Source organism: Pseudomonas sp. B1-22, from assembly GCF_050474425.1.
In the GTDB taxonomy this organism is placed as follows: domain Bacteria; phylum Pseudomonadota; class Gammaproteobacteria; order Pseudomonadales; family Pseudomonadaceae; genus Pseudomonas.
Window position 1 is genome coordinate 287,783 of sequence record NZ_JBCHVH010000002.1, and the last position, 26,893, is coordinate 314,675.

The 26,893-nt window shown below is 64.7% G+C and carries 24 protein-coding genes and 4 tRNA genes; 3 read left to right on the forward strand and 25 right to left on the reverse strand.

All coding sequences use genetic code 11. From position 1 onward, the window contains the following. From ACQ5BL_RS08220 to ACQ5BL_RS08230, 3 genes are all read right to left on the reverse strand, one after another. Positions 1–1,056: a putative 2-aminoethylphosphonate ABC transporter ATP-binding protein gene (locus tag ACQ5BL_RS08220; RefSeq protein WP_207887383.1), complete on the reverse strand. Its 1,056-nt coding sequence runs from the start codon at positions 1,054–1,056 to the stop codon at positions 1–3. Positions 1,057–1,801: 745 nt separating this feature from the next. After that, positions 1,802–2,653, reverse strand: a complete 852-nt coding sequence (locus ACQ5BL_RS08225; RefSeq protein ID WP_243809099.1) for a LysR family transcriptional regulator — start codon at positions 2,651–2,653, stop codon at positions 1,802–1,804. Positions 2,654–2,905: 252 nt separating this feature from the next. After that, positions 2,906–2,982: transfer RNA gene (locus tag ACQ5BL_RS08230), tRNA-Arg, on the reverse strand. A 93-nt stretch (positions 2,983–3,075) separates the two neighbouring features. Here ACQ5BL_RS08230 and ACQ5BL_RS08235 point away from each other — a divergent pair. Further along, the gene (locus ACQ5BL_RS08235; protein WP_243809137.1) at positions 3,076–3,561 is read left to right on the forward strand and encodes a GNAT family N-acetyltransferase; all 486 of its coding nucleotides are present in this window, start codon (positions 3,076–3,078) and stop codon (positions 3,559–3,561) included. Positions 3,562–3,564: 3 nt separating this feature from the next. Here ACQ5BL_RS08235 and phnN read toward each other — a convergent pair whose 3' ends face one another. Continuing rightward, positions 3,565–4,128 (reverse strand): phosphonate metabolism protein/1,5-bisphosphokinase (PRPP-forming) PhnN, encoded by a 564-nt coding sequence (gene phnN, locus ACQ5BL_RS08240; protein WP_243809138.1) that lies wholly within the window; start codon positions 4,126–4,128, stop codon positions 3,565–3,567. 467 nt (positions 4,129–4,595) lie between these two features. Here phnN and amrZ point away from each other — a divergent pair, with 467 nt between their 5' ends. After that, on the forward strand, positions 4,596–4,928 hold the full coding sequence (gene amrZ, locus ACQ5BL_RS08245) for a transcriptional regulator AmrZ (protein WP_207887398.1): 333 nt from the start codon (positions 4,596–4,598) through the stop codon (positions 4,926–4,928). Positions 4,929–5,041: 113 nt separating this feature from the next. Here amrZ and mgtE read toward each other — a convergent pair whose 3' ends face one another. After that, positions 5,042–6,484, reverse strand: a complete 1,443-nt coding sequence (gene mgtE, locus ACQ5BL_RS08250) for a magnesium transporter (RefSeq protein WP_207887399.1) — start codon at positions 6,482–6,484, stop codon at positions 5,042–5,044. Positions 6,485–6,807: 323 nt separating this feature from the next. Between mgtE and bamE the strand changes: the two genes are divergently transcribed. Further along, positions 6,808–7,320 (forward strand): outer membrane protein assembly factor BamE domain-containing protein, encoded by a 513-nt coding sequence (bamE, locus tag ACQ5BL_RS08255; RefSeq protein ID WP_243809139.1) that lies wholly within the window; start codon positions 6,808–6,810, stop codon positions 7,318–7,320. 136 nt (positions 7,321–7,456) lie between these two features. Here bamE and ACQ5BL_RS08260 read toward each other — a convergent pair. From ACQ5BL_RS08260 to ACQ5BL_RS08355, 20 genes are all read right to left on the reverse strand, one after another. Then, a tRNA-Arg gene (locus ACQ5BL_RS08260) sits at positions 7,457–7,533 on the reverse strand. 98 nt (positions 7,534–7,631) lie between these two features. Further along, positions 7,632–7,708: transfer RNA gene (locus ACQ5BL_RS08265), tRNA-Arg, on the reverse strand. A gap of 109 nt (positions 7,709–7,817) precedes the next feature. Next, positions 7,818–7,908: transfer RNA gene (locus tag ACQ5BL_RS08270), tRNA-Ser, on the reverse strand. 60 nt (positions 7,909–7,968) lie between these two features. Beyond that, complete coding sequence (csrA, locus tag ACQ5BL_RS08275; RefSeq protein ID WP_003085981.1) at positions 7,969–8,154, reverse strand: carbon storage regulator CsrA; 186 nt, start codon at positions 8,152–8,154, stop codon at positions 7,969–7,971. A gap of 184 nt (positions 8,155–8,338) precedes the next feature. Further along, positions 8,339–9,574, reverse strand: a complete 1,236-nt coding sequence (locus tag ACQ5BL_RS08280) for an aspartate kinase (RefSeq protein ID WP_207887401.1) — start codon at positions 9,572–9,574, stop codon at positions 8,339–8,341. 101 nt (positions 9,575–9,675) lie between these two features. Beyond that, complete coding sequence (gene alaS, locus ACQ5BL_RS08285) at positions 9,676–12,300, reverse strand: alanine--tRNA ligase (RefSeq protein ID WP_243808787.1); 2,625 nt, start codon at positions 12,298–12,300, stop codon at positions 9,676–9,678. 122 nt (positions 12,301–12,422) lie between these two features. Next, a complete protein-coding gene (gene ltaE, locus ACQ5BL_RS08290; protein ID WP_243808788.1) occupies positions 12,423–13,427 on the reverse strand; it encodes a low-specificity L-threonine aldolase in 1,005 nt (334 codons plus the stop codon). 167 nt (positions 13,428–13,594) lie between these two features. Further along, on the reverse strand, positions 13,595–14,593 hold the full coding sequence (gene astE, locus ACQ5BL_RS08295; RefSeq protein ID WP_243808789.1) for a succinylglutamate desuccinylase: 999 nt from the start codon (positions 14,591–14,593) through the stop codon (positions 13,595–13,597). 50 nt (positions 14,594–14,643) lie between these two features. Further along, complete coding sequence (locus ACQ5BL_RS08300) at positions 14,644–14,925, reverse strand: GTPase (RefSeq protein WP_207887405.1); 282 nt, start codon at positions 14,923–14,925, stop codon at positions 14,644–14,646. A gap of 9 nt (positions 14,926–14,934) precedes the next feature. After that, complete coding sequence (astB, locus tag ACQ5BL_RS08305; RefSeq protein WP_243808790.1) at positions 14,935–16,281, reverse strand: N-succinylarginine dihydrolase; 1,347 nt, start codon at positions 16,279–16,281, stop codon at positions 14,935–14,937. Further along, positions 16,281–17,747, reverse strand: coding sequence for a succinylglutamate-semialdehyde dehydrogenase (astD, locus tag ACQ5BL_RS08310; protein WP_243808791.1), 1,467 nt, complete (start codon positions 17,745–17,747; stop codon positions 16,281–16,283). The genes astB and astD overlap by 1 nt, the downstream gene beginning before the upstream one ends. A gap of 25 nt (positions 17,748–17,772) precedes the next feature. Next, positions 17,773–18,792, reverse strand: coding sequence for an arginine N-succinyltransferase (gene astA / locus ACQ5BL_RS08315; protein ID WP_207887408.1), 1,020 nt, complete (start codon positions 18,790–18,792; stop codon positions 17,773–17,775). An 11-nt stretch (positions 18,793–18,803) separates the two neighbouring features. After that, entirely contained in the window at positions 18,804–19,820 is a 1,017-nt protein-coding gene (gene aruF, locus ACQ5BL_RS08320; protein WP_207887409.1) for an arginine/ornithine succinyltransferase subunit alpha, read from the reverse strand. A gap of 153 nt (positions 19,821–19,973) precedes the next feature. After that, positions 19,974–21,194 (reverse strand): aspartate aminotransferase family protein, encoded by a 1,221-nt coding sequence (locus tag ACQ5BL_RS08325; RefSeq protein ID WP_243808792.1) that lies wholly within the window; start codon positions 21,192–21,194, stop codon positions 19,974–19,976. Positions 21,195–21,621: 427 nt separating this feature from the next. Further along, a complete protein-coding gene (gene argR, locus ACQ5BL_RS08330) occupies positions 21,622–22,605 on the reverse strand; it encodes a transcriptional regulator ArgR (RefSeq protein WP_207887411.1) in 984 nt (327 codons plus the stop codon). A 38-nt stretch (positions 22,606–22,643) separates the two neighbouring features. Further along, positions 22,644–23,408 (reverse strand): arginine/ornithine transport ATP-binding protein AotP, encoded by a 765-nt coding sequence (aotP, locus tag ACQ5BL_RS08335; RefSeq protein WP_243808793.1) that lies wholly within the window; start codon positions 23,406–23,408, stop codon positions 22,644–22,646. A gap of 17 nt (positions 23,409–23,425) precedes the next feature. Next, positions 23,426–24,538 carry a succinylglutamate desuccinylase/aspartoacylase family protein gene (locus ACQ5BL_RS08340; protein WP_243808794.1) on the reverse strand — a complete coding sequence of 371 codons (1,113 nt, stop codon included), beginning with the start codon at positions 24,536–24,538 and terminating at the stop codon, positions 23,426–23,428. A 10-nt stretch (positions 24,539–24,548) separates the two neighbouring features. After that, positions 24,549–25,247 (reverse strand): ABC transporter permease, encoded by a 699-nt coding sequence (locus tag ACQ5BL_RS08345; protein ID WP_207887414.1) that lies wholly within the window; start codon positions 25,245–25,247, stop codon positions 24,549–24,551. Positions 25,248–25,263: 16 nt separating this feature from the next. Continuing rightward, positions 25,264–25,953, reverse strand: a complete 690-nt coding sequence (locus ACQ5BL_RS08350; protein WP_207887415.1) for an ABC transporter permease — start codon at positions 25,951–25,953, stop codon at positions 25,264–25,266. Positions 25,954–26,095: 142 nt separating this feature from the next. Beyond that, positions 26,096–26,875 carry an ABC transporter substrate-binding protein gene (locus ACQ5BL_RS08355; protein ID WP_207887416.1) on the reverse strand — a complete coding sequence of 260 codons (780 nt, stop codon included), beginning with the start codon at positions 26,873–26,875 and terminating at the stop codon, positions 26,096–26,098. Positions 26,876–26,893: the final 18 nt, after the last annotated feature.

Genomic DNA, 26,893 nt, shown 5'->3' on the forward strand with positions numbered 1-26,893 from the left:
TCAGGCGAACACCTGCAGGCTGCGCGGAGGAAGGGAGACCCAGACATCCGGGGAGCCCAGGCGCGGCATGTCCTCCGGCGCCAGCTCGGCCAACAGCGGGTGGCCCGGCAGTTGTTCCAGCTCGAAGCTCATGCGGCAGCGGTTGCCGAGGAAAGTGATCTCTCGGATCTGCGCGCGGAACAGGTTTTCCTGGTGCACCACCGGGTTCACGCTGATCGCTTCCGGGCGGCAGAACAACCGGCCCGAAGCGCTCGCGGCCTGCCCCTGCAGGCGCAGGTTGAGGCTGCCGACACGGGCATGGCCATCGCTGCCGCGCTCGAACGGCAGCCAGTTGCCCTGACCGACGAACTCGGCGACGAAGGGCGTCGCCGGGGTGCTGTAGATCTCCTGGGCGGTGCCGTACTGCTCGATGCGCCCGTGGTTCATCACCGCGATGCGGTCGGCCATCAGCATCGCCTCGTCCTGGTTGTGGGTGACCATCACGGTGGTGATGCCCAGGCTCTTCTGCAGTTGGCGCAGCTCACCGCAGAGGTGCTCGCGGACGCGGGCGTCCAGCGCGGACATCGGCTCGTCGAGCAGCAGCAGCGACGGGCTCGGTGCCAGCGCACGGGCCATGGCCACGCGTTGCTGCTGACCGCCGGAGAGCTGGCCGGGATACTTCTTCTCGCTGCCGGAGAGGCCGACCAGTTCGAGCATCTCGGCGACGCGGCGGCGGGCGTCGTCCTTGCTGACGTTGGCCAGGCCGTAGGCGATGTTCTGCTCGACGGTCAGGTTGGGGAACAGCGCGTAGGACTGGAACAGGATGCCGTAGTCCCGCGCCTGCGGCGGCAGCAGGGAAACATCTCGCGGGCCCAGGTGCAGGGCGCCCTCGTCCTGGCGCTCCAGGCCGGCGATGCAGCGCAGCAGCGTGGTCTTGCCGCAACCGGAGGGGCCGAGCAGGCAGACCAGTTCGCCCGCCTTGACGTCCAGCGACACGCCGTCGAGGGCGACGAACTGGCCGAAGCGCTTGCGGATGTGGCGCACGCTGAGCGGCGTGCCGGCGATAGTCGTGTGCATGGCGGTACCTCGTATTCCTGTGGCTCACGTTGCCGTGGGCGGCGGCGTGATTTGACGAGGTTCATGCTAGGGAGGGATTGCGACGGCTCTGTTGCGATGACTAAAAGTGCACCGATAGATCCATAGGCAATTTTTGGTATGAGAGAGAAAAAATTTGTGAAGGGGGCGGGATTGAGCGGGCGCCAGCTCTTCCTGTAGGAGCGGGCCATGCCCGCGATGCTCTGGCTCTTCGTAGGGCGCATAACGCCTCTGGCGTTATCCGCCGCTTTGGCTTTGGGTGTTTCTGCGTCGCTTCGGCGTGTGCTGAAAGGTTTTATTTCGCCCCCTCGGGCGAGTCCCTTTTGTCAAACGACACAAAAGGAACCAAAAGGTCTTGCCCCATCATCCGGCCCCGGCTTCGCCGGGGTTCCCTCGCTCCATCGAAGTTTCAGGGGCACGCCGCGAAGGGCCATCCCTGGCCCATCGCGGCTCTCGCGGCATCCATGCCGCTCAACCCCTGAAACTCCGATTCCACTCGGCCTCCTGAAGGGGCGCTCCGGCGTGTGCGGCAATTTTTCTGGAAGTCTCCAAAGCCAGAGCCGAGGGCGCTCTTCGTAGGAGCGGACCTTGTCCGCGAAATCCATCGCGGATGAATCCGCTCCGACAGGAACGCGCCAGTGCTTTGCGCCTGCGTAGGAGCGGACTCCGTCCGCGATGCCCTTCGGATGTGCAACAAAAGCCACCGACGTGGCACTGATTCACCGAATCACGCCTGCGCCAACCCCAGAAAAACACTCGGCAACCGCGCCTGCCGCCGGTCCTTCAGGCAATACAGGTACTCATCGATCCTCCGCGCCCCGGTGATCTCCAGGACGCACAACTGCGGATTATCCGGCACCTCCTGGCGGGCGATGATGCTCACCCCCAGGTTGCGGATCACCGCCTCGCGGATCGACTCGCGGCTGCCGATCTCCAGCATCGAGGCCGGCGTCACACCGGCTTCCAACAGCATCGCCTCGGTGAGCTGGCGGGTGGTGGAGCCGGCCTCGCGCATCAGCAGGCAGTGACTGCGCAGATCACCCAGGGCCACCGACTGTTGCATCGCCAGCGGATGGCTGCGGTGCACCGCCAGCACCAGCGGGTCGCTGCCCAGCACGACGCGGGTCAGGCGGGCGTCGTCCACTTGCTGCGAGGACGCCGCCAGGTCGACCCGGCACTCCACCAGCGCTTCGAGCACCTGTTGGGAATTGCCGATCTCCACCGACACCTCAATCTGTGGATAACGCTCGCGGAAGGTCTTGATCAGGCCAAGCACGTAATAAGGAGAGGTGGCGCCGATGCGTAGCGCGCCCTGCATCTGCCCGCAGTTGCGCAGGTAGAACTCGATGTCGGCTTCCTGCTGCAGCAACGCCTCGACCATCGGCAGCAGACGGGCGCCCTCGTCGCTCAGGGTCAGGCGGCGGCCGCCACGGTAGAACAGCTCCACCGCGTACTGGCTTTCCAGGTTGCGGATCTGGGTTGTGACGGTGGGCTGGCTCAGGCCGAGCTTCTTCGCCGCCTGGGTGATGCTGCCCAGCTTCGCCACCCGATAGAACGCTTTCAGTTCCGCACTCAGCATCCGCTAGACTCGCTCGTTGGTAGAAATCATCGATACGCGTCCAGGCTTTGCCAGCCCTCTGAGACGAGGACTGGCCGCATACCGGCCGGGATCAGAGCCGCTCTCATTATGAACTGCGGCGGGCCCACATGGTCGCCATGGGACAGCACCTCGACGATGGTGCATTGGCGCACTCATCGCCTTCCGATGATGGCCGCCCTTTCCATCGGCCCTGCAAAAACAAAAGGCCCGCGAGTGCGGGCCTTGGCATGCTGGTGTCCCGGAGAGGGGTCGAACCTCCAACCTTCCCCTTAGGAGGGGGACGCTCTATCCAATTGAGCTACCGGGACATGATCGGGTCGGCATGTTAACCACCGATGGCGAATTTGTCATGTCGCTGCCACCGGACGGGTCCATAATTTTTCCAACTGTGGAGGACTGCCGTGAACACCAGCTCACCGGACCACGAAGCGACACCCGATTCGCCATTCGCCACCTTCGACGTGCGCGTCGCCACGCCGGACGATGCCCCTGCCCTCGCGCCGCTACTGCAGCAACTGGGCCTCCATGACCCAAGCCCGGACGTCGCACTGCTGGCGCTGGAGCTGGGCCACCAGCGACCGACCCGGGTCACGCTGGTGGCCGAGCGCGACGGCACCCTGCTGGGCACCTGCACCCTTCACCTCATCGAGCACATCGCCCACAGCTTCGCCCGTTCGGCAATCCTCGAAGACATGGTGGTGGACAGCCGCGCCCGCGGCCAGGGCATAGGCCAGGCACTGATCCGGCGTGCGGTGGAATGGGCCGGCGGCTGGGGCTGCTACAAGCTGGCGCTGTCCAGCCACCAGGACCGGGAGATGGCCCATCGTTTCTATGCGGCGATGGGCTTCGCTCCCCACGGCGTGAGCCTGTCGCTGCAGCTGGACTGACCCTCAGCTCGCCTGGGCATCCGGCGGATCGAGCAGGTCCAGCAGATGGCCGACGGTGACATCCAGGGACACCGAGTTGTCCAGCTCCACCAGGGGGCCGGGCAGGCCATCGGCGAAATGCGCATTGCGGGCCAGGCGCTCCTCGATCTCTGCCAGCGTCTCGCGTCCGCGCTCGAGCAGACGCTGACGCAGCACCTCGGGCTCGACCCGCAGCAATACTGCAATCAGCCTGGGATAGCGGCGCCGCGCTTCAGGCAGGTACTTGCGCGAACCATTGACCAGCACGTCGTGCCCAGCAGCGAGCCAGTCATCGATTTCGCGGGGAATCCCATAGTGCAGGCCGTTGGCGCGCCAGCTCATGGCGAAGGCAGCGGACTGCTCCAACCGTGCGAACTCCTCGACGCTCACTGAATGCGCCTCTTCCCCTCGCGCCTCGGCGGAGCGTGTGATGACGCGCCGGACAATCCGGCAGTCCCGCGCCGCCAGTGGAACGCTGGCGGCCTGCAACAGGCTGTCCTTGCCGGAGCCCGAAGGGCCCATCAGGTAAATAAGTCTGCCTGGGGTCATGACACTCTCTGGAGGGGCCGGCGGCTCGGCGATACATCGATTCTGATCCGCCTGACGCATGATACTCGCGGCCTTGTACGAAATCAGCGAATCTCGCCTGGATTTTCGCCGACACGCCCCATATAACCTCAGCTGTGCCATCATGCGCGCCCCTCATCGGATACACGCCGCCCCCCGTCGCAGTGCTGGCGCGGAGCCGTCATTCGTTCGGCTAAGCTGTCAACATCGGGCCTGACGTCGCCTCAACCCATCGAAAGAAAGGTCTGCCGAGGACGTCGCATTTCGGATGATTGGTGCTGGCATTTAGCCTTCACCCGCGCCACAATATGTCGCAGATTTGACGTCAAGTTATTGGTTTTTTTCGAAACCGTTGACGACGCGCTGAACGGCCAACAGAAATTGCTGTCAAAGGGCCTGAACGAACGCTGACCCATGGCATCGGCCTCCCTGACTTACAGGTTTAATGTATGCGCCCAATGAAACAGGCAACCCCTACCTACTCCAGCCGCACCGCTGACAAATTCGTCGTACGTCTGCCGGAAGGCATGCGCGAGCGCATCGCTGAAGTTGCTCGCAGCCACCATCGCAGCATGAACTCCGAGATCATCGCGCGCCTGGAGCAGAGCCTGCTCCAGGAAGGCGCATTGCAAGACAATCTCGGCATTCGTCTGGACAGCCCGGAGCTGAGCCTGCACGAACGCGAACTGCTGCAACGCTTCCGCCAGCTGACCCATCGTCAGCAGAACGCGCTGATCGCCCTGATCGCGCACGACGCCGAAATGGCGCAGAACGACGCCTGAGTCGTACACAGCACCGAAACAGCCGGCCTCGCGCCGGCTTTTTCATGCCTGCCGCTTTTGTTCCGGGCACAAAAAAGCCGCCCCGCGGGCGGCCTTTTCGGCGGGGCTGGTTGCTACATGAGGAACAGCGTGGCCAGCCCGAGGAAGATGAAGAAGCCGCCGCTGTCGGTCATGGCGGTGATCATCACGCTGGAGCCCATGGCCGGATCGCGCCCCAGACGCAACAGGGTCATGGGGATCAGCACGCCCATCAACGCCGCCAGCAGCAGGTTCAGGGTCATGGCGCCGGTCATCACCGCGCCCAGCTCCCAGTTGCCATACAGGTAGTAGGCCACCAGGCCGATCACACCGCCCCACACCAGGCCGTTGACCAGGGCCACACCCAGTTCCTTGCGCAGCAGGCGGTTGGCGCTGTTGGTCTGGATCTGGTCCAGAGCCATCGCGCGAACGATCATGGTGATGGTCTGATTGCCGGAGTTGCCGCCGATGCCGGCGACGATGGGCATCAGCGCGGCCAGCGCCACCAGCTTCTCGATGGAGCCTTCGAACAGGCCGATCACCCGCGAGGCGATGAAGGCGGTGATCAGGTTGGTGGCCAGCCAGGCCCAGCGGTTGCGTACCGACTTCCAGACCGAGGCGAAGATGTCTTCCTCTTCGCGCAGACCGGCCATGCTCAGCACTTCGCTCTCGCTCTCCTCACGGATCAGGTCGACCATCTCGTCGATGGTCAGACGACCGATCAGCTTGCCGTTCTTGTCCACCACCGGGGCGGAAATCAGGTCGTAGCGCTCGAACGCCTGGGCGGCATCGTAGCCGTCCTCGTCGGGGGTGAAGGTCACCGGATCGGTGGCCATGACCTCGGCCACGTCCTTCTCCGGATCGTTCACCAGCAGGCGCTTGATCGGCAGCACGCCCTTGAGCACGCCGTCGTAGTCGACCACGAAGAGCTTGTCGGTATGGCCCGGCAGCTCCTTCAGGCGGCGCAGGTAGCGCAGCACCACTTCCAGGCTGACGTCGTCGCGGATGGTGACCATCTCGAAGTCCATCAGCGCGCCGACCTGATCTTCCTCGTAGGACAGCGCCGAACGCACGCGCTCGCGCTGTTGCGCATCGAGGCTTTCCATCAGCTCATGGACTACATCGCGCGGCAGCTCCGGCGCCAGGTCCGCGAGCTCGTCGGCATCCATGTCCTTGGCGGCGGCGAGAATCTCGTGATCGTCCATGTCGGCGATCAGGGTTTCCCTCACAGCGTCGGAAACTTCGAGGAGGATGTCGCCGTCGCGCTCGGCCTTGACCAGCTGCCAGACCGTCAGGCGGTCATCCAGCGGAAGGGATTCGAGGATGTGGGCGATGTCGGCCGGGTGCAGCTCGTCCAGCTTGCGCTGAAGTTCGGCAAGATTCTGGCGGTGGACCAGGTTTTCGACGAGATCGTGATGCTGGCCCTCCTGACGGTGCGTCAGGTCTTCCACCAGCTTGTGCTTGTGCAGCAGGTCGACCACCTGGCTGAGGCGGTCCTGCAGGCTTTCCTGCGGCTTCTTGGCTTCTACTTCGGTCATAGCACGCTCCACCCCCAGTGGCAGAACGCGCCATTGGGGATCAATACATCAGGTCGTGTGTACGCAATCGGGGTTCTGAGTAACTACTGGGTAAGTCCATGGTGGTTGTCCCATGCGCCCATCAAGGGCAGATGCGGGAAATGATAACACTCCGGGGGTCGGTACGCGTTACAAAATCGCGGCAAGAACAATCGCTTGCGCCCGAAAGCTCAGTGCAGGTTCATCGGTCGGTTCGACGCGCGAAATCCCCGACAAGACACCCGGACCCGGATTACAAACCCGCCACCTAGGCTCCTGGCAGACCCGCCGTCACGGAGGACACCATGCGCCTGCCCGCCCTGCTCTTCTCGACCTTGCTTCTGTTACCGACCAGCGAAGCGGCAATGGTGTTCCGTTGCACATCCGCCAGTGGAAAAGTCCTCTTCAGCCAGTATGGCTGCCCCGGCGACCAGCATCAGGACCAACAGGAAGCCTTCAACGCCACGCCCGGCAGCGGCGAACCGGTGCCGCTGGCGAATCCCAAGCCCGCAGCGCAACCCCGTGCCGCAACGCGCGGGAAAGACCAGAAAATCGACAATGAAGTGGTCGTGGTTGGCGAACAGCAGAACGGCTGTGGCAATCGCGTGACCGGAGCAGCCCGGCGCAAGGCGATCATCGAAGGCCGGATCAGGACCGGGATGACCCGCAGCGACGTGGAAAGCGCCCTCGGCAGGCCGGACAAGGTCAGCCAGCACAACGGGACGCTGCGCTATCACTACGAGGCGGACAAGAAGCGCGGCGCGCGCAGCGTGACCTTCGACGAGGACGGCTGCGTGGCGGGCAAGAAAAAACGCTGAAATTCGCGACACGAAGCGTCTGCGGGAAACTTTCCACAGTACAAAGGCCTTTGACTGTGCAATGGCTATTTACCGCACAAAGGCTTTTTACCGCACAAAGAAAAAGGGCCTGCATTTCTGCAGGCCCTTTCGTATGTGGCGCACTCAGGAGGATTCGAACCTCCGACCGCTCGGTTCGTAGCCGAGTACTCTATCCAGCTGAGCTATGAGTGCGTCGTTGGCAAAGTTTAACCAGATTCACCAACTGGTTGCAGCTAATGGCTTTTCAGCCCTTTCGCCACTGAAGCCCCGCTTTCGCGTTGCCTCGTATATGGCGCACTCAGGAGGATTCGAACCTCCGACCGCTCGGTTCGTAGCCGAGTACTCTATCCAGCTGAGCTATGAGTGCGCTGATGAGGGCGCAAATTCTAGAGCGATTTTTCTGAGCTGTCAACAAGATTTTTCAATCATTTCAGTCACTTACGTAACCGGACAACTCATCGCACCAGAGGATGCAATGGCGGAGAGGGGGGGATTCGAACCCCCGACACCCTTTTGAGGTGTACTCCCTTAGCAGGGGAGCGCCTTCGGCCACTCGGCCACCTCTCCGCAACACGGGGCGCATGATAACCATGTTTTCCCCGTTTGCAAAGAAAATTTTTAAGAAAATTAATGGTTTGGTTCTTGGTCTTTCTCTTTCTGGATGCGCTGGTAGATTTCCTCACGGTGCACAGCGACTTCCTTCGGCGCATTCACACCGATTCGCACCTGATTTCCTTTGACACCCAACACAGTCACGGTGACGTCATCACCGACCATCAGGGTCTCTCCGACCCGGCGAGTCAGAATCAGCATTCCTTTCTCCTTACGAATTACGGATAAACAGTCTGCAAAAATAGAAATGGTGGCAGATTCGTGAAGATCAAGTGCGCGAATCCTTCACCAAGTATTGACCAGTCCTGTCGGAATGAAAGTTCCTGTCAGCCAGTCAAAAACGACAAAAGGCGCGGGGTAGCCGCGCCTTTCGGTATATCCCGCCTTACTCGCCCTGTCGGGCCGGGGCGTCGAGTTCGAACGCGGTGTGCAGGGCACGGACCGCCAGTTCGAGGTACTTCTCTTCGATGACCACGGACACCTTGATTTCCGAGGTGGAGATCATCTGGATGTTGATGGATTCCTTGGCCAGAGCCTCGAACATGCGGCTGGCGACACCGGCGTGGGAACGCATGCCGACACCGACGATGGAAACCTTGGCGATATTGGTGTCGCCGGTGGCTTCGCGCGCACCGATGCTGGTGGCGGTCTGCTTGAGGATATCCAGGGCGGCCTGGTAATCGTTGCGGTGCACGGTGAAGGTGAAGTCGGTGGTGTTATCGTGCGAAACGTTCTGCACGATCATGTCGACTTCGATGTTCGCAGCGCTGATCGGACCAAGGATCTTGAAAGCAACGCCGGGGGTATCCGGTACGCCACGGATGGTCAGCTTGGCTTCGTCGCGGTTGAAGGCGATGCCGGAGATGATCGGCTGTTCCATGGATTCCTCTTCATCAAGGGTAATGAGGGTGCCCGGACCCTCCTGGAAGCTGTGCAGCACGCGCAGCGGGACGTTGTACTTGCCGGCGAACTCGACCGAACGGATCTGCAGGACCTTGGAGCCGAGGCTGGCCATTTCCAGCATCTCCTCGAAGGTGATCTTGTCCAGACGCTGCGCCTGCGGCACGACGCGCGGATCGGTGGTGTAGACGCCATCGACATCGGTGTAGATCTGGCACTCGTCAGCCTTCAGCGCCGCGGCCAGGGCCACGCCAGTGGTGTCGGAACCGCCACGGCCGAGGGTGGTGATGTTGCCGTGCTCGTCCACACCCTGGAAGCCTGCGACCACGACAACGCGGCCGGCCTTCAGATCTGCGCGAATGTTCGCATCATCGATGCTCAGAATACGCGCCTTGGTGTGGGAACTGTCGGTCAGGATACGTACCTGGTTGCCGGTGTAGGACACCGCCGGCACGCCGCGCTTGAGCAGCGCCATGCTCAGCAGTGCAATAGTCACCTGCTCGCCGGTGGAGACCATCACGTCCAGCTCGCGCGGAATCGGCTGGTCCATGATCTGTTTCGCCAGGCCAATCAGGCGATTGGTCTCGCCGCTCATGGCGGACACCACCACGACGATGTCGTCGCCCGCCTCACGGAATTTCTTCACCTTCTCGGCCACCTGCTCGATTCGCTCGACGGTGCCGACGGAGGTCCCTCCAAACTTCTGTACGATCAAAGCCATTTCAAAAGCCGCCTGATTCCTGAAGGGCGCCCATTTAACATGCATCACCGCATGCTGCCAAGGTCCGCCGGACGCGCTGCGGACCCCGGTATTTCAGGGCCTTAGAGGCCCTGTTCGACAAAACTGCGTGCCAGCGCCAGAGCCTCGTCCAGCTTGCCGGCGTCAACGCCGCCGCCCTGGGCCATGTCCGGGCGACCACCGCCCTTCCCGCCCACGGCCGCAGCGGCCTGCTTCATCAGATCGCCGGCCTTGAGCTTGGCGGTCAGGTCCTGGGTCACGCCGGCAACCAGCACGACCTTCTCCTCGAACACGCCGCCGAGCAGGATCACGCCGCTGCCGAGCTTGTTCTTGAGCTGGTCGACCAGCGCCAGCAGCGCCTTGCCGTCCACGCCGTCGAGACGCGCGGCGAGCACCTTGGAACCGCTGACCTCGATGGCCGAGGAAGCCAGGTCATCGCCGGCCGCACTGGCAGCCTTGGCCTTGAGCTGTTCCAGTTCCTTCTCCAACTGACGGTTGCGCTCGATCAGGCCGGACAGCTTGTCCAGCAGGTTGTCACGGCTGCCCTTGACCAGGCCGGCCGCTTCCTTGAGCTGCTCTTCCGCACCGTTCAGGTAGGCCAGCGCCGCAGCGCCGGTGACCGCCTCGATACGACGCACGCCGGAGGCCACGCCGCCCTCGCTGGTGATCTTGAACAGGCCGATGTCGCCGGTACGGGACACGTGGGTGCCGCCGCACAGCTCGACGGAGAAGTCGCCGCCCATGCTCAGCACGCGCACCAGGTCGCCGTACTTCTCGCCAAACAGCGCGGTGGCGCCCTTGGCCTTGGCGGTGTCGATGTCGGTCTCTTCGGTCTCGACTTCGGTGTTCTTGCGAATCTCGGCGTTGACGATGTCTTCCAGCTGCTTCAGTTGCTCGGGCTTGATCGCCTCGAAGTGACTGAAGTCGAAGCGCAGGCGCTGACTGTTCACCAGCGAGCCCTTCTGCTGGACGTGATCGCCCAGCACCTGGCGCAGCGCGGAGTGCAGCAGGTGGGTGGCGGAGTGGTTCAGCGCGGTGGCCTGGCGCACGCTGGCGTCGACCTCGGCCTTCACCGCGGCGCCGACGCTCAGGCTGCCCTGGGCGACCACACCGTGGTGCAGGTGCGCGCCGCCGGCCTTGGTGGTGTCGCGCACGTCGAAGCGCACGCCGGCACCGGCGAGGTAACCGCAGTCGCCAACCTGGCCGCCGGACTCGGCATAGAACGGGGTCTGGTCGAGGACGACCACGCCCTCCTCGCCTTCACCCAGCTGCTCGACGGCCTTGCCGTCCTTGAACAGCGCGATGATCTGGCCGGCACCGGAAACGCCCTGGTAGCCGAGGAAGCGGGTGTCGCCGTCGACTTTCACCAGGCTGTTGTAGTCCATGCCGAAGGCGCTGGCGGAGCGGGCGCGCTCACGCTGGGCCTCCATCTCGCGCTCGAAGCCTTCCTCGTCGAGGGTCAGGCTGCGCTCGCGGGCGATGTCGTTGGTCAGGTCGACCGGGAAGCCGTAGGTGTCGTACAGCTTGAACACCACGTTGCCGGGGATGACGCTGCCTTTGAGTTCGGACAGGTCCTGCTCGAGGATCTTCAGGCCCTGCTCCAGGGTCTTGGCGAACTGCTCTTCCTCGGTTTTCAGCACGCGCTCGATGTGCGCCTGCTGCTGCTTGAGCTCCGGGAACGCCTCGCCCATCTCGCCCACCAGCGCGGCGACGATCTTGTGGAAGAAGGTGCCCTTGGCGCCCAGCTTGTTACCGTGGCGGCAGGCGCGACGGATGATGCGGCGCAGCACGTAGCCGCGGCCCTCGTTGGACGGCAGCACGCCGTCGGCGATCAGGAAGCCGCAGGAACGGATGTGGTCGGCAACGACTTTCAGCGACGGCGCGTTGTCGTTGGCGCAGCCGATGGCGTCGGCGGAAGCCTTCAGCAGGCTCTGGAACAGGTCGATCTCGTAGTTCGAGTGGACGTGCTGCAGCACGGCGCTGATGCGCTCCAGGCCCATGCCGGTGTCCACGCTCGGCGCCGGCAGCGGGTGCATGACGCCGTCCGCGGTGCGGTTGAACTGCATGAAGACGTTGTTCCAGATCTCGATGTAGCGGTCACCGTCTTCTTCCGGCGAGCCGGGCGGGCCGCCCCAGATGTCGGCGCCGTGGTCGAAGAAGATCTCGGTGCACGGACCGCACGGACCGGTATCGCCCATCGCCCAGAAGTTGTCCGAGGCGTAGGGTGCGCCCTTGTTGTCGCCGATGCGGACCATGCGCTCGGCGGGAATGCCGACTTCCTTGGTCCAGATGTCGTAGGCCTCGTCATCGGTGGCGTAGACGGTGACCCAGAGCTTTTCCTTGGGCAGGTTCAGCCACTTGTCCGAGGTCAGGAATTCCCAGGCGTAGGTGATGGCGTCGCGCTTGAAGTAGTCGCCGAAGCTGAAGTTGCCCAGCATCTCGAAGAAGGTGTGGTGGCGCGCGGTGTAGCCGACGTTTTCCAGGTCGTTGTGCTTGCCGCCGGCGCGTACGCACTTCTGGCTGGTGGTGGCGCGGGTGTAGGCGCGCTTTTCCAGGCCCAGGAAGCAGTCCTTGAACTGGTTCATGCCTGCGTTGGTGAACAGCAGGGTCGGGTCGTTCGCGGGGATCAGCGAACTGGACGCTACGCGGGTGTGCCCCTTCTCTTCGAAGAAGCGGAGGAAGGCTTCACGGATTTCAGCGCTTTTCATAGATTCTTCCACGGAAAAATGCGGCCACAAATCGCCGGCAAAGGGCCGCATTATGATCGGCCCTGCGTGCTCGGTACAGTGTGTTTGTGCGATAGCCGGCGGCTATTGCGCCTTACGCTTGCTCAGTTGCGACGAAAGGCGGCGAAAGCTTCGACGATACGCGGAATATCCGCCGATTTCACGTCGAGATGCGTGACCAGCCGCAGGCGTGCCGCCGGGCTGACACGAATGCCGCGCTCGGCAAGGTGAGTCGCCAGCGCGCCGGCCTGCTCACCGAGGCCGACGTAGACCATGTTGGTCTGCACCGGCTCGACGGCATAGCCCAGTTCGGCCAGACCACGGCCCAGCGCCTCGGCATTGGCATGGTCCTCAGCCAGACGCTCGACCTGGTGGTCCAGCGCATACAATCCCGCCGCCGCCAGACCGCCGGCCTGGCGCATGCCACCGCCGACCATCTTGCGCAGGCGGCGCGCGCGGCCGATCAGCTCGGCGTCGCCGCAGAGCACCGAACCCACTGGCGCGCCCAGCCCCTTGGACAGGCACACGGAAACGGAGTCGAAGTGGCGGGTGATCTCGCGGGCATCCACGCCCAGCTTCACCACCGCGTTGTACAGGCGCGCACCGTCCAAGTGCAGTGCCAGGCCACGGCGGCGGGTCATCGCGCGCGCGGCGGCGAGATAGGCCTGGGGCAGGACCTTGCCCTGCATGGTGTTTTCCAGCGCCAGCAGGCGGGTGCGGGCGAAGTGGAAGTCGTCCTGCTTGATGGCCGCCTCGACCTTGGCCAGATCCAGCGAACCATCGGCTTCGCCATCGATGGGCTGCGGCTGGATGGAGCCGAGGACTGCAGCGCCACCGCCTTCGTATTTATAGGTGTGCGCCTGCTGGCCGACGATGTACTCGTCGCCCCGGCCGCAGTGGGCCATCAGCCCGAGCAGGTTGCTCATGGTGCCGGTGGGCACGAACAGCGCGGCGGCGAACCCCAGGCGCTCGGCCAGGGTCGCTTCGAGGCGGTTGACGGTGGGGTCTTCGCCATACACGTCATCGCCCAGTTCGGCGCGCGCCATGGCCTCGCGCATCCCGGCGGTGGGCAGGGTCACGGTGTCGCTGCGAAGGTCGATGATGGGCATGGCGGGCTCCTCGGGCATCAGGCGGAAAGGCCGATGCTAAGCGCTCGCCAGTGGCGGGACAAGGGTTGGATAACTGTAGGAGCGAGCTTGCTCGCGAACCGCCCAGCGCAGGAGCCGCCGACAATTCCGTTCGCGAGCAAGCTCGCTCCTACGAGAGCAAAAAGCGGTCAGAGCTCGGTGGGGACGACCAGGATGCCGGCGCGCAATCCGTTCTTCACCCGGGGGTTGGGGAAGATGATCCGTGCGCCCTGCTCTTCCACGATCCAGCGGGTGCCGCCGATGTCCTCGGCGAGCAGGTAGCCCTGGTCCAGCTCGGTGAAGTTATCCACAGCATCGTCCAGGTGCAGGCGGAAATGGTCACTGTGCTTGATCACCTCGCGGGACACGGCGAACAGCTTGAGGCCGTCGAGCTGGCTGCCATCGGCCTCCGGCGCGTCACCACGGATCAGGCTTTGCAGCATACTTTCCAGGCGGTCAAGGTTGACCGCCTGGTTCTGCCCGAACGGCCGCGCCTTGCCCAGTTCCAGGGTGAAGGCCTCGGCGCCCAGGTGGCTGTAGGTGTAGGCGCTGAAGGTAATGCCCGGTTTGCTCTGCAGCAGCACCGCGTCGATGCCGGCGCTGCGCAGACGCGCCAGTTCGTCGCGGGAATGCTGACGCCCCTCGCTCCAGGGATATAGGGCGAACTGCTCGATCTTCGAACCGCGAATGGCGGTGTGCAGGTCGTAATGCAGGCGGGTGCGCCCTTCGCGGGCGAAGAACGCAGCGGCCAGGCGCTCAAGCTCGGACGCACGCAGGGCTTCGTTGCCGCTGCCCTCTTCGTGGCGACCGCAGAACAGGCGGTTGATGTCCTGCTCCAGGTAGCGCTCGCCGCGGCGCATGGCCTCGGGGTTACCCAGCAGGATCAGGATCCGCACCGCCGGCTTCAGCTCGCCACGGGCGATGCGCTGCACCAGGCGGTCGAGCAGCTCGATGGGCGCGGTCTCGTTGCCGTGAATGCCGGCCGAGAGCAGCAGATCGCCACCCTGGTCGCGGGTCGTGGACGGGTTGATTTCCAAGGCGCCCTCGGCCAGCCAGTGCAGGCGGGTGCCGTCTGCGGTGAGCTGGATCTTTTCCGTCGGCTCACGGCCGGCGAGGGTCAGTTCGAGCAGTTTGCCCAGAGCTAGCATGCGGACGCCTCCATCAGTCCCACGGCCGGATCGGGCCGTGGACTCCGCGATCAGTGGTGATGGTCACATCCACAGTCTGGACCATGTTCGTGGACTTCGGCGGCTTCCAGCTCCAGAGTCAGGCCCAGTTGGTTGACTGCCTGCGGGCGCACCACCAGCAGCGGGATCTCGGTGTCGTCCTCATGGGAGTCGGCGTAGATCACCAAACCGCCCTTGCCGTCGGCCTCCAGCCACAGCTCGCGCCCTTCCAGGCGAATGGCCAGGCGCGCGGTATGGGTCTCGCGGCGCTCGCCCTTGTTGTCTTCGAGAATCAGCGGGAGGCTTTCGGTCATGTCGGTTACTCAAATCTGCTGGAAGGGATAAACCGAGCCCAGTTTAAGGATCTGGGTCAATTCATCCAACGCCGTACGGCACTCGATGAGCAGTTGCGGGTCGGCCAGATCGGACTCGGACAGCCGATCACGGTAGTGCTTGTCGACCCAGGTGACCAGCGTGTCGTGCAGGGTCGGGGTCATGATCACGCCCGGATTGACCGCCGCCAGCTCCTTGTCGGTCAGCGCCACGCGCAGGCGCAGGCAGGCAGGGCCGCCGCCGTTCTGCATGCTCTGCTTGAGATCGAACACCTTCACCTCGCGGATCGGGCCGTCCTCGGCGGTCAGGCGCGACAGGTAGTTCCACACGCGCTCGTTCTTGCGGCACTCCTCCGGGACGATCAGCAGCATGCTGCCGTCGGCGCGCGTGAGCAACTGGCTGTTGAACAGGTAGGACTTCACCGCGTCCTCGACCGTGACCTGGTCGCGCGGCACGCACACGGCCTGGAAGCGACCGCCACGGCGACCCAGCTTGTCGTGCAGCTCGGCGAGCACGCGCTCGGTGTCGAGGAAGGCGTCTTCGTGGTGGAACAGCACTTCGCCGTTGCCCACTGCGATCACGTCGTTGTGGAACACGCCCTGGTCGATCACCGCCGGGTTCTGCTGGGCGTAGACCACGCCGTCATCGCTCAGGCCGTGCAGGCGGGCCACCGCCTGGCAGGCTTCCAGGGTCTGCCGCGCCGGGTAGCGCTGCGGCGCCGGGAAGCGGCTGTCGAAGGCGCTGCGGCCGAACACGAAGAACTCCACGCCGGCCTCGCCGTAGGACTTGCAGAAGCGCGTGTGGTTGGCTGCGCCCTCGTCGCCGAACTGGGCGACCGCCGGCAGTGCGGCGTGATGGGCGAAGTGCTTCTCGTCATTGAACATCGCCGCGAGGATACGGCTGGTCTGCGGATGCTCGATGGAGCGGTGGAACTTGCAGTTCAGGTTGGCGGCGGTGAAGTGCACGCGGCCGTCGGCCGTATCTGCCCCGGGGCTGACGGTGGCCGCGTTGGCGGTCCACATGCAGGACGCCGAGCTGGTGGCGGCCAGCAACGGCATGGCCTCCTTGGCGGCCTTGGCGATGACCTCGGCGTCGGTGCCGGAGAAACCCAGGGCGCGCAGCGAGGCAACGGCCGGGCGCTCCTGCGGGGCGAATACGCCCTGCTTGAAGCCCATCTCCATCAGCGCCTTCATCTTCGCCAGGCCCTGCTTGGCGGCTTCGCGCGGGTTGGACGCCGCCTGGCTGTTGCTCTGCGAAGCAACGTTGCCGTAGGACAGGCCACCGTAGTTGTGGGTCGGTCCGACCAGACCATCGAAGTTCATTTCATAGGCGGTCATCACAGGCTCACTCCCGGGGTCAAGGTTGCAGGCAGGCTCAGGCTTTCGCTTTCCAGAGAGGCGACCGGATAGGCGCAGTAGTCGGCGGCGTAGTAGGCGCTCGGGCGGTGGTTGCCCGAAGCGCCGATACCGCCGAAGGGCGCGCTGCTGGCAGCGCCGGTCAGTTGTTTGTTCCAGTTGACGATGCCGGCGCGGCTTTCGATGAGGAAGTCCTCATAGCGCTCGCGGGAATCCGACAGCAGGCCGGCGGCCAGGCCGTACTGGGTGGCGTTGGCTTCGCGCACGGCGGCGTCGAAGTCGGCATAGCGGATCACCTGCAGCAGCGGGCCGAAGAATTCTTCGTCCGGGCGCTCGGCCACGGCGGTGACATCGAGGATGCCCGGCGTCAGCAGCGCGGCGCCGGCCAGCGGCTGGGTCATCGCCAGCAGCGGCTTGGCGCCCTTGGCCAGCAGTTGCTCCTGGGCCTTGATCAGGTGTTCGGCGGCGGCAAGCGAGATCACCGAGCCCATGAAAGGCGCCGGTTGCTCGTCGAAGCGGCCGACTTTGATGGTCGAGGCCACGGCCACCAGGCGCTCGATCAGCGCGTCGCCCCAGGCGCCCTGCGGTACCAGCAGGCGGCGGGCGCAGGTGCAGCGCTGGCCGGCGGAAATGAAGGCGGACTGGATGATGGTGTAGACGGCAGCGTCAACGTCTTTCACTTCATCGACCACCAGCGGGTTGTTGCCGCCCATCTCCAGCGCCAGGATCTTCTGCGGACGGCCGCCGAACTGGCTGTGCAGCAGGTTGCCGGTACGGCTGGAGCCGGTGAAGAACAGGCCGTCGATGTCATCGTTGCCAGCCAGTGCCACGCCGGTGTCGCGGGCGCCCTGCACCAGATTGATCACGCCGGCGGGAATACCCGCCTCGATCCAGGCCTGCAGGGTCAGCTCGGCGACCTTCGGAGTCAGCTCGCTGGGCTTGAACACCACGGCGTTGCCTGCCAGCAGGGCCGGCACGATATGGCCGTTGGGCAGGTGACCCGGGAAGTTGTAGGGGCCGAACACGGCGACCACGCCATGGGGCTTGTGGCGCAGCACGGCGGTGGCGTCGGCCAGCGGGCCGCTCTTCTCGCCGGTACGTTCACGGAAGGCCTGGACCGAGATGGCGACCTTGTTGACCATGCTGGTCACTTCGGTGGCGGCTTCCCACAGCGGCTTGCCGGTTTCCTCGCCGATGGCGCGGGCCAGTTCCTCGGAGCGCCCCTTGAGGGCGGCGGCGAAGCGCTCCAGCACGGCAATGCGCTCTTCCACCGGGCGACGGGCCCAGGCCGGGAAAGCGGCGCGTGCGGCGGCAACGGCGGCGCCGACCTGCGCGGCCGAGGCGGCGCGGCCGCTCCAGACCACGGTCTGGCTGACCGGGCAGAGGGACTCCAGCGACTCGCCTTCGCCCGCCAGCCACTGGCCGGCAATGTAGTGGGTATTCATCATCAGGCTCCCCTGACGCCTCGCGGCGTCAGTTGCGTTTTCCGGAGAGAGGCACCGCGCGGACCGAAGCACCGGCGGACAGGCGCAGGCGCTTGGCGGTCAGCGCGTCGACCACCAGCGAGCCGGCAGCCACGCGCGCCGGAGCCGCGGTGATGCGGCTTTCCTCGCGCTTGCGGTTGTGAATCAGGAAGGGTTCGGCGTCGTCGCCCGGCGTACCGATGGCCAGCACCAGGGTCTGGCTGTCGGCGATCGGACGGATCTTGTCGGTCGGCGCCTCGATGGCGGGGCCGGCGTCGAAGATGTCGACATAGCCCTGGTAGCTGAAGCCTTCGGCCTTGAGCATGGCCAGCGCCGGCTCGGTGTCCGGGTGTACGCGGCCGATCACCGCACGCGCCTCTTCCGAGAGGAAGCAGGTGTAGAGCGGGAACTTGGGCATCAGTTCGGCGATGAAGGACTTGTTGCCCACGCCGGTCAGGTAGTCGGCCTGGCTGAACTCCATCTTGAAGAAGTGCCGGCCCAGGCTCTCCCAGAACGGCGAGCGACCTTCGCTGTCGGACATGCCGCGCATCTCGGCGATCACCTTGTCACCGAAGAGTTCGCGGAACTCGGCGATGAACAGGAAACGCGCCTTGGACAGCAGGCGGCCATTGAGGCCGGTGCGGTGGTCGGCATGCAGGAACAGCGAGCACAGCTCGGACTGACCGGTGAGGTCGTTGGCCAGAAACAGCGTAGGAATCTCGCGGTGGATACCCAGTTCCTGGGAGGCGCTGACGGTCAGGCCGACACGGTAGTTGTACCAGGGCTCGCGCAGGCCGACGGCGCCGGCCACGGCGGAAATCCCCACCACCTTGCCGTCGTCATCCTCGAGGACGAACAGGTAGTCGGCGTCGGCACGCTCGGCCTCGCCACGGAAGGCCTTTTCGGCCCAGCTGACGCGGTGCTGCAGGCGCTGCTCGTTGGCCGGCAGGGTGGTCAGGCCGGTGCCGGTGCTGCGGGCCAGGTCGAACAGGGCCGGAAGGTCGGCGCTGGTTACGGGACGGACGATCATGTTCTCTCCCCTCAGATCGCGACCAGGCGCACGCTGGCGCCTTCGCCGACGCCCAGAGCGTCAGCGGCTTCCTGGTTCAGGGTCACCGGCTTGCCGGGTGCCCAGTCGAGTTCGGCGACGATGGCGCGGAAGTCCTGCAGCTGGCCGTTGGTGACCAGGTAGCCGCGATTCCCCTTGCCGCCTTCGCCGATACGCACCGGCACCTGCCGGCTCTGGGCGATGGAACGGATGCTGGAGATGGGCGCGTGCAGGGTCGGGCCGCCGTCGAAGATGTCGATGTAGTTGTCGGACTCGAAGCCATCGCGCATCAGGATGTCGAAGGTGATCTGCGCACGCGGGTGCACCTGGCCCATGGACTCCTGTGCCTCGTCCGGCAGCAGCGGCACGTAGATCGGGTAGTGCGGCATCAGCTCGGCGAGGAAGGTGCGGCTCTTGAGGCCCGAAAGCCTCTCGGCCTCGGAATAGTCGAGGTCGAAGAAGTTGCGGCCGATGGCGTTCCAGAACGGCGATTGGCCCTGGTCGTCGCTGTAGCCGACGATCTCCACCACCACTGCATCGGCGAAGCGCTCCGGATGGCTGGCCATGAACAGCAGGCGGCCGCGGGAGTTGAGCTCGGCGACCGGCGTGTTCACCAGGTCGCGCTCGACGTAGAAGCTGGTCAGCAGGCTGTTGCCGGTGAGGTCGTGGCACAGCGAGAGGACGTGGATCTTGTTGTGGATCTTCAGCTCGCGGGAGGCATGCACGAAGGTCTCGTTGCGGAAGCTGTAGAAGGGCTCGGAGAAGCCGGCCGACGCGACGATCGCCGAGCAGCCGACCAGGCGGCCGCTGAGGCTGTCTTCCAGCACGAAGAAATAGCTCTCTTCACCGTTGAAGCTCACTTCGGCGGCGAACGAGGCCTCCGAGGCAAGGATCTTTTCCCGCAGACGTTCCGCGTCGTCCGGCAGCGACGTGACGCCGACCGGGCTGTCCGCGGCGAGACGCTGCACCTGCTGCAGGTCGGCCACTTGGGCGGGGCGCATCACCAGCATGGCGTCACTCCTCTAACCAGACAAAAGTTCATGATTCGCGGGCGCGACACAACCTGTGCCGCACTCACCAGGGCATTCGGAAGACCGGCCGGGGTGTCCCGGCCGGTGGCGCGGCGAAATCGCTCCGCCGCAGATTCAGCTTAGTCGCAGCTGTTAGCCGCGGGTCAGCTTGGCGATGGCGCGCTCCAGGCGATCCAGGCCTTCGTCGATGTCCGCATCCGGGATCACCAGGCTGGGGGCGAAGCGCACCACGTCCGGGCCGGCCTGCAGGACCATCACGGCCTCTTTCTCGGCAGCGTTCAGCACGTCCTTGGCCTTGCCTTTCCAGGCGTCGGCCAGCACGGCGCCGATCAGCATGCCCATGCCGCGAACCTGGGTGAAGATGCCGTATTCGGCGGCGATCTTCTCCAGGCGGACCTTGAAGCGCTCGTGCTTGGCTTTCACGCCTTCGAGCACTTCCGGGGTGTTGATCACGTCGAAGGCCGCACCGGCCACGGCGCAGGCCAGCGGGTTGCCGCCGTAGGTGGTGCCGTGGGTGCCGACGACCAGGTGTTCGGCGATCTTCGCGGTGGTCAGCATGGCGCCGATCGGGAAGCCGCCGCCCAGGCCCTTGGCGCTGGACAGGATGTCCGGGTTCACGCCGTAGTACTGGTGGGCGTAGAGGTAGCCGATACGACCGAAACCGCTCTGCACTTCGTCGAAGATCAGCAGTGCGTTGTTCTCGTCGCACAGCTTGCGCACGCCTTCCAGATAGGCCTTGTCGGCCGGCAGCACGCCGCTCTCGCCCTGTACCGGCTCGATGATCACGGCGCAGGTCTTGTCGGAGATGGCGGCCTTCAGCGCGTCCAGGTCGTTGAACGGAATGTGGGTGATGCCCTGCACTTTCGGGCCGAAGCCGTCGGAGTACTTGGCCTGGCCACCGACGTTGACGGTGAACAGGGTACGGCCGTGGAAGCTGTTGACCATCGAGATGATCTCGTACTTCTCGGGGCCGTAGACATCATGGGCATAACGACGGGCCAGCTTCAGCGCAGCCTCGTTGGCCTCGGCGCCGGAGTTGGCGAAGAACACGCGTTCAGCGAAGGTGGAGTCGATCAGCTTCTTGGCCAGGCGCAGGGCCGGCTCGTTGGTGAACACGTTGGAGACGTGCCAGATCTTGCCGGCCTGCTCGGTCAGCGCCTGCATCAACGCCGGGTGGGCGTGGCCCAGGGAGTTCACTGCGATGCCGCCGGCGAAGTCGATCAGCTCTCGGCCGCTCTGATCCCAGACTCGGGAACCCTCGCCACGCACCGGAATGAAAGCGGCCGGCGAATAGTTGGGAACCATGACCTGGTCGAAATCGGAACGTTGGACCTGAGCTTGCGGAGCGGACATCGGTGTTCTCCTGCCTGGTTGAGGCGGCTATCGATGGAAGGATTGTAGGGACGATTGTCGGGTCGGCATTGTCGCCATGCGACAACTTGTTATAGCGCCAACCCATGGATTGCCGAGCTTTACGGAAATGCGACAGAAAGCGTCGGGAAGGCGCAGTGTAAGGCCTGCGGACTGCTGCGGGTACACGGGGACGTGGAATTTGTTCGCGTGGCGAATGAACGGTCAGAAATAAAGCAGAGGGAGTTTTCGTAGGAGCGAGCTTGCTCGCGAACCGCTTTAAACCGGCGTATCCGACAAGATTGTTCGCGAGCAAGCTCGCTCCTACAAAGAACAGGCATGTAGGGCGCATAACGCGCCAGCGTTATCCGCCGTGACCACAGCGACGGATAACCTGTTCCAGGTTATTCGCCCTACGAAAAGCGCTGCGTCAGCCGCGCTCGGCTACAACCGGAGCAGCCTCGGCGGCGCTCTGGCCGCGGCGCTGGTTGCGGTCTTCGCGCGGGGTCACGCCGAAGAAATTGCGGTAGGCGCTGGAGAAGTGCGGACCGCTGGAGAAGCCGCAGGACAGGCCGATCTGGATGATCGACTTGCTGGTCTGCATGAGCATCTGCCGCGCGCGGTTCAGGCGCAGTTCCAGGTAGTACTGGCTGGGCACGCGGGTCAGGTACTGCTTGAAGATGCGCTCCAGCTGGCGGCGCGAGACACACACGTGCTGAGCGATCTCGTCGGTGGTCAGCGGCTCCTCGATGTTCGCCTCCATCAGCAGCACCGCCTGGGTGAGCTTCGGGTGGCTGGAGCCGAGGCGGTTCTTCAGCGGGATGCGCTGGCGTTCGGAGCCTTCGCGGATGCGCTCCACCACCAGCTCTTCGGACACCGCGCCCGCCAGTTCCGCACCATGGTCACGGGACAGCACCGCCAGCAGCAGGTCGAGCACCGCCATGCCGCCACAGGCGCTCAGGCGGTCGCGGTCCCACTCGAACAGGTGGTTGGTGGCGATGACCTTGGGGTAACGCTCGGTGAAGTCGTCGTGCCAGCGCCAGTGCACGGCGGTGCGGTAGCCGTCGAGCAGGCCGAGCTGCGCCAGCGGGTAGATGCCGGCGGACAGCGCGCCGATGCTCACGCCGCTGCGCGACAGCTGCTTGAGCGCGGAGGCCAGCGGTGCGGAGACCGTATGGGGAACTTCATCGGCGACCAGGAAAATGCGCTGGCACTGCTCCAGCGCTCCCGCCCAGGGCTGGCCCGGCAGGCGCCAGCCGTCGGCCTCGGCAACCGTTTCGGCGCTCATGAACACCGGATCGTAGAGCGCCTCCGGATGCAGCCGGCGGGCGACCCGCAGGGCCTCCTCGGCCAGCGCCAGGGTCAGCGCACGGGTGTGCGGCCAGAGGAGGAATCCGATGCGTTGTGCAGTCATGCGACGAGGTCACCAGGCGACACGGGATGACAGACAGCTTACTTCAAGCTGCCGGAAAGGAACTGCTTCAGGCGATCCGATTGCGGATTGGCCAGGACTTCCTTCGGACAGCCCGCCTCTTCCACCAGGCCCTTGTGGAGGAATACCAGCTGGTTGGAAACCTCACGGGCAAAGCCCATCTCATGGGTCACCACCACCATGGTGCGGCCTTCCTGGGCCAGGTCCTGCATCACGCGCAGCACTTCGCCGACCAGCTCAGGGTCGAGCGCCGAGGTCGGTTCGTCGAACAGCATGACTTCCGGCTCGACCGCCAGGGCACGGGCGATGGCCACGCGCTGCTGCTCGCCACCAGACATGTGCGCGGGATAGGCATCCTTGCGGTGCGCCACGCCGACTTTCGCCAGGTAGTGCTCGGCCTTTTCCAGCGCCTCTTTCTTCGACACGCCCAGTACATGGACCGGCGCTTCGATGACGTTTTCCAGGGCGCTCATGTGCGACCACAGGTTGAAGTGCTGGAACACCATCGACAGGCGCGAGCGCATGCGCTGCAGCTGTTTGGCGTCGGCGGCCTTGAGTGCGCCGTCCTTGTTCGGGGTGAGCTTGAGCTCTTCGCCGTTGAGCAGGATCTTGCCGGCGTGGGGCTGCTCCAGCAGGTTGATGCAGCGCAGGAAGGTACTCTTGCCCGAGCCGGAGGAGCCGATGATGCTGATCACGTCGCCCGCCTTCGCCGCCAGGGAGACGCCCTTGAGCACCTCGTGGTTGCCGTAGCGCTTGTGCAGGTCCTGGATTTCCAGTTTGTACATGGTGTCGGTTCTCGAATTCAGTCGTTGATCAGCCGGCCCTTGCGGAACGGCTCACGCCCGGCCACCTTGGCCAGCCAAAGCCCTGGCTGGGCATAGCGCCCACGCTCGATGGCGAACAGCACGCCGGAAGTCCCGGCGCAAACGGTGCTGACCTTGTCGTTCAGCGGGTCGACTACCTCGAACAGCGCGTCGCCCTTCTCCACCCACTCCCCCGCCTTGCGCAGGAAGCTCACGACACCGGCATGGGGCGCGTGGAGGTATTCGGTGCCTTCGAAGGGCATGCCTTCGCAGCATTCGGTCGGGGCCGCCGGCCAGTCGCCTGCGATCAGCCCCTGCTCGGCGAGGAAGCCGAGAATGGCTTCGGCGTTGTCCCGGGCCTGGTCGACACGGGTATCGGCCACGCCACCCAGCTCGACGGTGGTCGCCAGGCACGCCAGCGGAATCGCCGCCTGCGGGTAGGCTTGCGACAGGCGCAGCCAGGGCAGCGAGCAGGATTCGTCGAAGGAGCTGCCGCCGGAATCTTCGGCGAGCAGCGCCACACCGGCCTTGAGTCGCGCGGCCAGGGATTTCCAGCGCGGCCAGTGCTGCGGGATCGCATAGACATGGATGGCGGCGTCGAAGTCGCAGTGCAGGTCGAGCACCACATCGGCGTCGCAGGCGTGGCGCAGCAGGACGCGCTGCATGCCCTGCAGCTCGGACGCGGCCGGCGGCAGCGCATCGAGGCCGTCGCGCATGGCCTGGCGGATCAGCTCGACGTTGGCGGCTTCATCGGCACCGAGTTTGTCACCGACACGCTCGGCCACCAGCGCGGAGAGCTCGACGAAATCGCGGTTGAAGTTCTTCCCGCTGCCGAATTCAAAACGGCCCAGGTGGCTGGCCTGCAAGGTCTGGCCCAGGCCGATGGGGTTGGCCACCGGCACCAGTTCGACGACGCACTTGAGCAGCCCTTGCGACTCCAGGTCGGCCAGGCGCTGCTTGAGCTCCCAGGCGGTACGCATGCCCGGTAGTTCGTCGGCGTGCAGGCTGGACTGGATGTAGACCTTGCGCGGGCCCTTGCCGTAGCGGAACACGCTCAGGCGGCGTTCGCTACCCAGGCTGCTCCACGGCAACAGATGATCGATACGTTCCACAGTCGACTCCTCAGTGCTTGCGCGGCGCGAGATAGGCCAGCCAGCGGCGCTCGGCGGCCTTGAACAGGCGCACCAGGGTGAAGGTCATGATCAGGTAGAAGATGCCGGCGGTGATGAACGCCTCGAACGGCAGGTAGTACTGCGAGTACACGGTGCGCGCGGCGCCGGTGACGTCCACCAGGGTGACGATGGACGCCAGGCTGGTGGTCTGCAGCATCATGATCACTTCGTTGCTGTACTGCGGCAGCGCGCGGCGCAGCGCCGAGGGCAGGAGGATGCGGCGGTACATCTTGATTCGCGACATGCCCATGGCCTTGGCCGCTTCGATCTCGCCATGCGGGGTGGCGCGAATGCTGCCGGCGAGGATCTCGGCGGTGTAGGCGCTGGTATTGATGGCGAACGCGGCGCAGGCGCAGAACGTGGCGTTGGACAGCAGCGGCCACAGCGAGCTTTCACGTACCGCCTCGAACTGGGCCAGGCCGTAGTAGATGAGGAACAGCTGCACCAGCATCGGGGTGCCGCGAATCACGTAGGTGTACAGCCAGGCCGGCAGGTTCACCGCCGGGTTCTTCGAGCAGCGCATCAGCGCCAGCGGCACCGCCGCGACCAGGCCGAAGAACAGCGAGATCGCCAGCAGCTTGAGGGTCACCAGCAGGCCGCTGAAGTAGAGCGGCAGACTGTCCCAGATAACGGAGAAGTCGAATATCACGATGGCGTCCTCTGACTCAAAGCTCGGCGACTTTCACGCCGACCGAATAGCGGCGTTCGAGCAAGCGCAGCAGTACCAGGGAAACGGTGGTGACCACCAGGTACAGCGCCGCCACGGCGAGGAAATAGGTGAAGGGTTCGCGGGTGGCATCCGAGGCCTGCTTGGCCTTGAACATCATGTCCTGCAGGCCGACCACGGAGATCAGCGCGGTGGCCTTGACCAGCACCAGCCAGTTGTTGGTGAAGCCGGGGATGGCCAGGCGGATCATCTGCGGCACCTGGATGCGGAAGAACACCTGCAGCGGGCTCATGCCGTAGGCGAAGCCGGCCTCGCCCTGCCCTTTCGGAATGGCCATGAAGGCGCCACGGAAGGTCTCGGACAGGTAGGCGCCGAAGATGAAGCCCAGGGTGCCGACGCCGGAGGCGAAGGGATTGAGGTCGATGTAATCCTCATAGCCAACCATGGGCGCGACCCAGTTCACCGCAGCCTGGCCGCCGTAGAAGATCAGCAGGATCAGCACCAGGTCCGGCACGCCGCGGATCACGGTGGCGTAGAGGTCGCCGCACCAGGCCAGCCACCTCACCGGCGACAGGCGGATGGCCGCACCGAGCAGGCCCAGCGCGATCGCCAGCGCCATCGACAGCAACGACAGCTGGAGCGTCAGCCAGGCACCATCGACGATGGTGGCTCCGTAGCCATTGAACATAGTTTCGCACCTCTAGACCGGACGCCGTCCGCAACCGTACGGACGCTGCAGGGCGATCACCCGACGCGGGATCGCACCCAATAAAAAAGTGGCACAAACTTCAGGAACAGGCCCGGGTTTGCGCCACTTTCGTGGACGTTGATCAGTTCTCGCCGTAGACGTCGAACTTGAAGTACTTGTCCTGTACCTGCTTGTACTTGCCGTTGGCACGGATGCCAGCGATGGCCGCGTTGAATTTCTCGGCCAGGGCAGTATCGCCCTTGCGCACGGCGATGCCGGCACCGCCACCGAAGTACTTCGGATCGTTGTATTCCGGACCTACGAAAGCGTAGCCCTTGCCGGCGTCGGTTTTCAGGAAGCCGTCGTCGAGGTTGACCGAGTCAGCCATGACCGCGTCGAGGCGGCCGGAGACCAGGTCCATGTTGGCTTCCTGCTGGGAGTTGTAGCGCACGACTTCGATGCCGGCCGGAGCCAGGACGTCGGTGGCGTAGCGGTCGTGGGTGGAAGCGCGCAGCACGCCGACTTTCTTGCCCTTCAGATCCTTCAGCGGATCGGCCAGGGTGGCGCCTTCCTTCATCACGAAGCGCGCGGGGGTGTGGTAGTACTTGTTGGTGAAGTCGACGGACTTCTTGCGCTCGTCGGTGATGGTCATGGACGAGAGAATGGCGTCGATCTTGCGAACTTTCAGCGCCGGGATCAGGCCATCGAATTCCTGCTCGACCCAGGTGCACTTGACCTTCATTTCTTCGCACAGGGCGTTGCCGATATCCACGTCGAAACCGGCGAGCTTGCCGTCGGGCGTCTTGAAGGAGAACGGCGGGTAACCGGCTTCGATGCCGATGCGGACCGGCTTGTCGTCAGCGTGGGCAACCAGGGAAAGCGCGGACAGGGCCAGCGCACCGAGAAGTGCAAACTTCTTCATCAGTAACTCCTTCGAGGG

Coding starts and splice junctions, on each gene's coding strand:
- ACQ5BL_RS08220 (WP_207887383.1), bottom strand. CDS start 1,056: ATGCACACGACTATCGCCGGCACGCCGCTCAGCGTGCGCCACATCCGC.
- ACQ5BL_RS08225 (WP_243809099.1), bottom strand. CDS start 2,653: ATGCTGAGTGCGGAACTGAAAGCGTTCTATCGGGTGGCGAAGCTGGGC.
- phnN (WP_243809138.1), bottom strand. CDS start 4,128: ATGACCCCAGGCAGACTTATTTACCTGATGGGCCCTTCGGGCTCCGGC.
- amrZ (WP_207887398.1), top strand. CDS start 4,596: ATGCGCCCAATGAAACAGGCAACCCCTACCTACTCCAGCCGCACCGCT.
- mgtE (WP_207887399.1), bottom strand. CDS start 6,484: ATGACCGAAGTAGAAGCCAAGAAGCCGCAGGAAAGCCTGCAGGACCGC.
- bamE (WP_243809139.1), top strand. CDS start 6,808: ATGCGCCTGCCCGCCCTGCTCTTCTCGACCTTGCTTCTGTTACCGACC.
- csrA (WP_003085981.1), bottom strand. CDS start 8,154: ATGCTGATTCTGACTCGCCGGGTCGGAGAGACCCTGATGGTCGGTGAT.
- ACQ5BL_RS08280 (WP_207887401.1), bottom strand. CDS start 9,574: ATGGCTTTGATCGTACAGAAGTTTGGAGGGACCTCCGTCGGCACCGTC.
- alaS (WP_243808787.1), bottom strand. CDS start 12,300: ATGAAAAGCGCTGAAATCCGTGAAGCCTTCCTCCGCTTCTTCGAAGAG.
- ltaE (WP_243808788.1), bottom strand. CDS start 13,427: ATGCCCATCATCGACCTTCGCAGCGACACCGTGACCCTGCCCACCGCC.
- astE (WP_243808789.1), bottom strand. CDS start 14,593: ATGCTAGCTCTGGGCAAACTGCTCGAACTGACCCTCGCCGGCCGTGAG.
- ACQ5BL_RS08300 (WP_207887405.1), bottom strand. CDS start 14,925: ATGACCGAAAGCCTCCCGCTGATTCTCGAAGACAACAAGGGCGAGCGC.
- astB (WP_243808790.1), bottom strand. CDS start 16,281: ATGACCGCCTATGAAATGAACTTCGATGGTCTGGTCGGACCGACCCAC.
- astD (WP_243808791.1), bottom strand. CDS start 17,747: ATGATGAATACCCACTACATTGCCGGCCAGTGGCTGGCGGGCGAAGGC.
- astA (WP_207887408.1), bottom strand. CDS start 18,792: ATGATCGTCCGTCCCGTAACCAGCGCCGACCTTCCGGCCCTGTTCGAC.
- aruF (WP_207887409.1), bottom strand. CDS start 19,820: ATGCTGGTGATGCGCCCCGCCCAAGTGGCCGACCTGCAGCAGGTGCAG.
- ACQ5BL_RS08325 (WP_243808792.1), bottom strand. CDS start 21,194: ATGTCCGCTCCGCAAGCTCAGGTCCAACGTTCCGATTTCGACCAGGTC.
- argR (WP_207887411.1), bottom strand. CDS start 22,605: ATGACTGCACAACGCATCGGATTCCTCCTCTGGCCGCACACCCGTGCG.
- aotP (WP_243808793.1), bottom strand. CDS start 23,408: ATGTACAAACTGGAAATCCAGGACCTGCACAAGCGCTACGGCAACCAC.
- ACQ5BL_RS08350 (WP_207887415.1), bottom strand. CDS start 25,953: ATGTTCAATGGCTACGGAGCCACCATCGTCGATGGTGCCTGGCTGACG.
- ACQ5BL_RS08355 (WP_207887416.1), bottom strand. CDS start 26,875: ATGAAGAAGTTTGCACTTCTCGGTGCGCTGGCCCTGTCCGCGCTTTCC.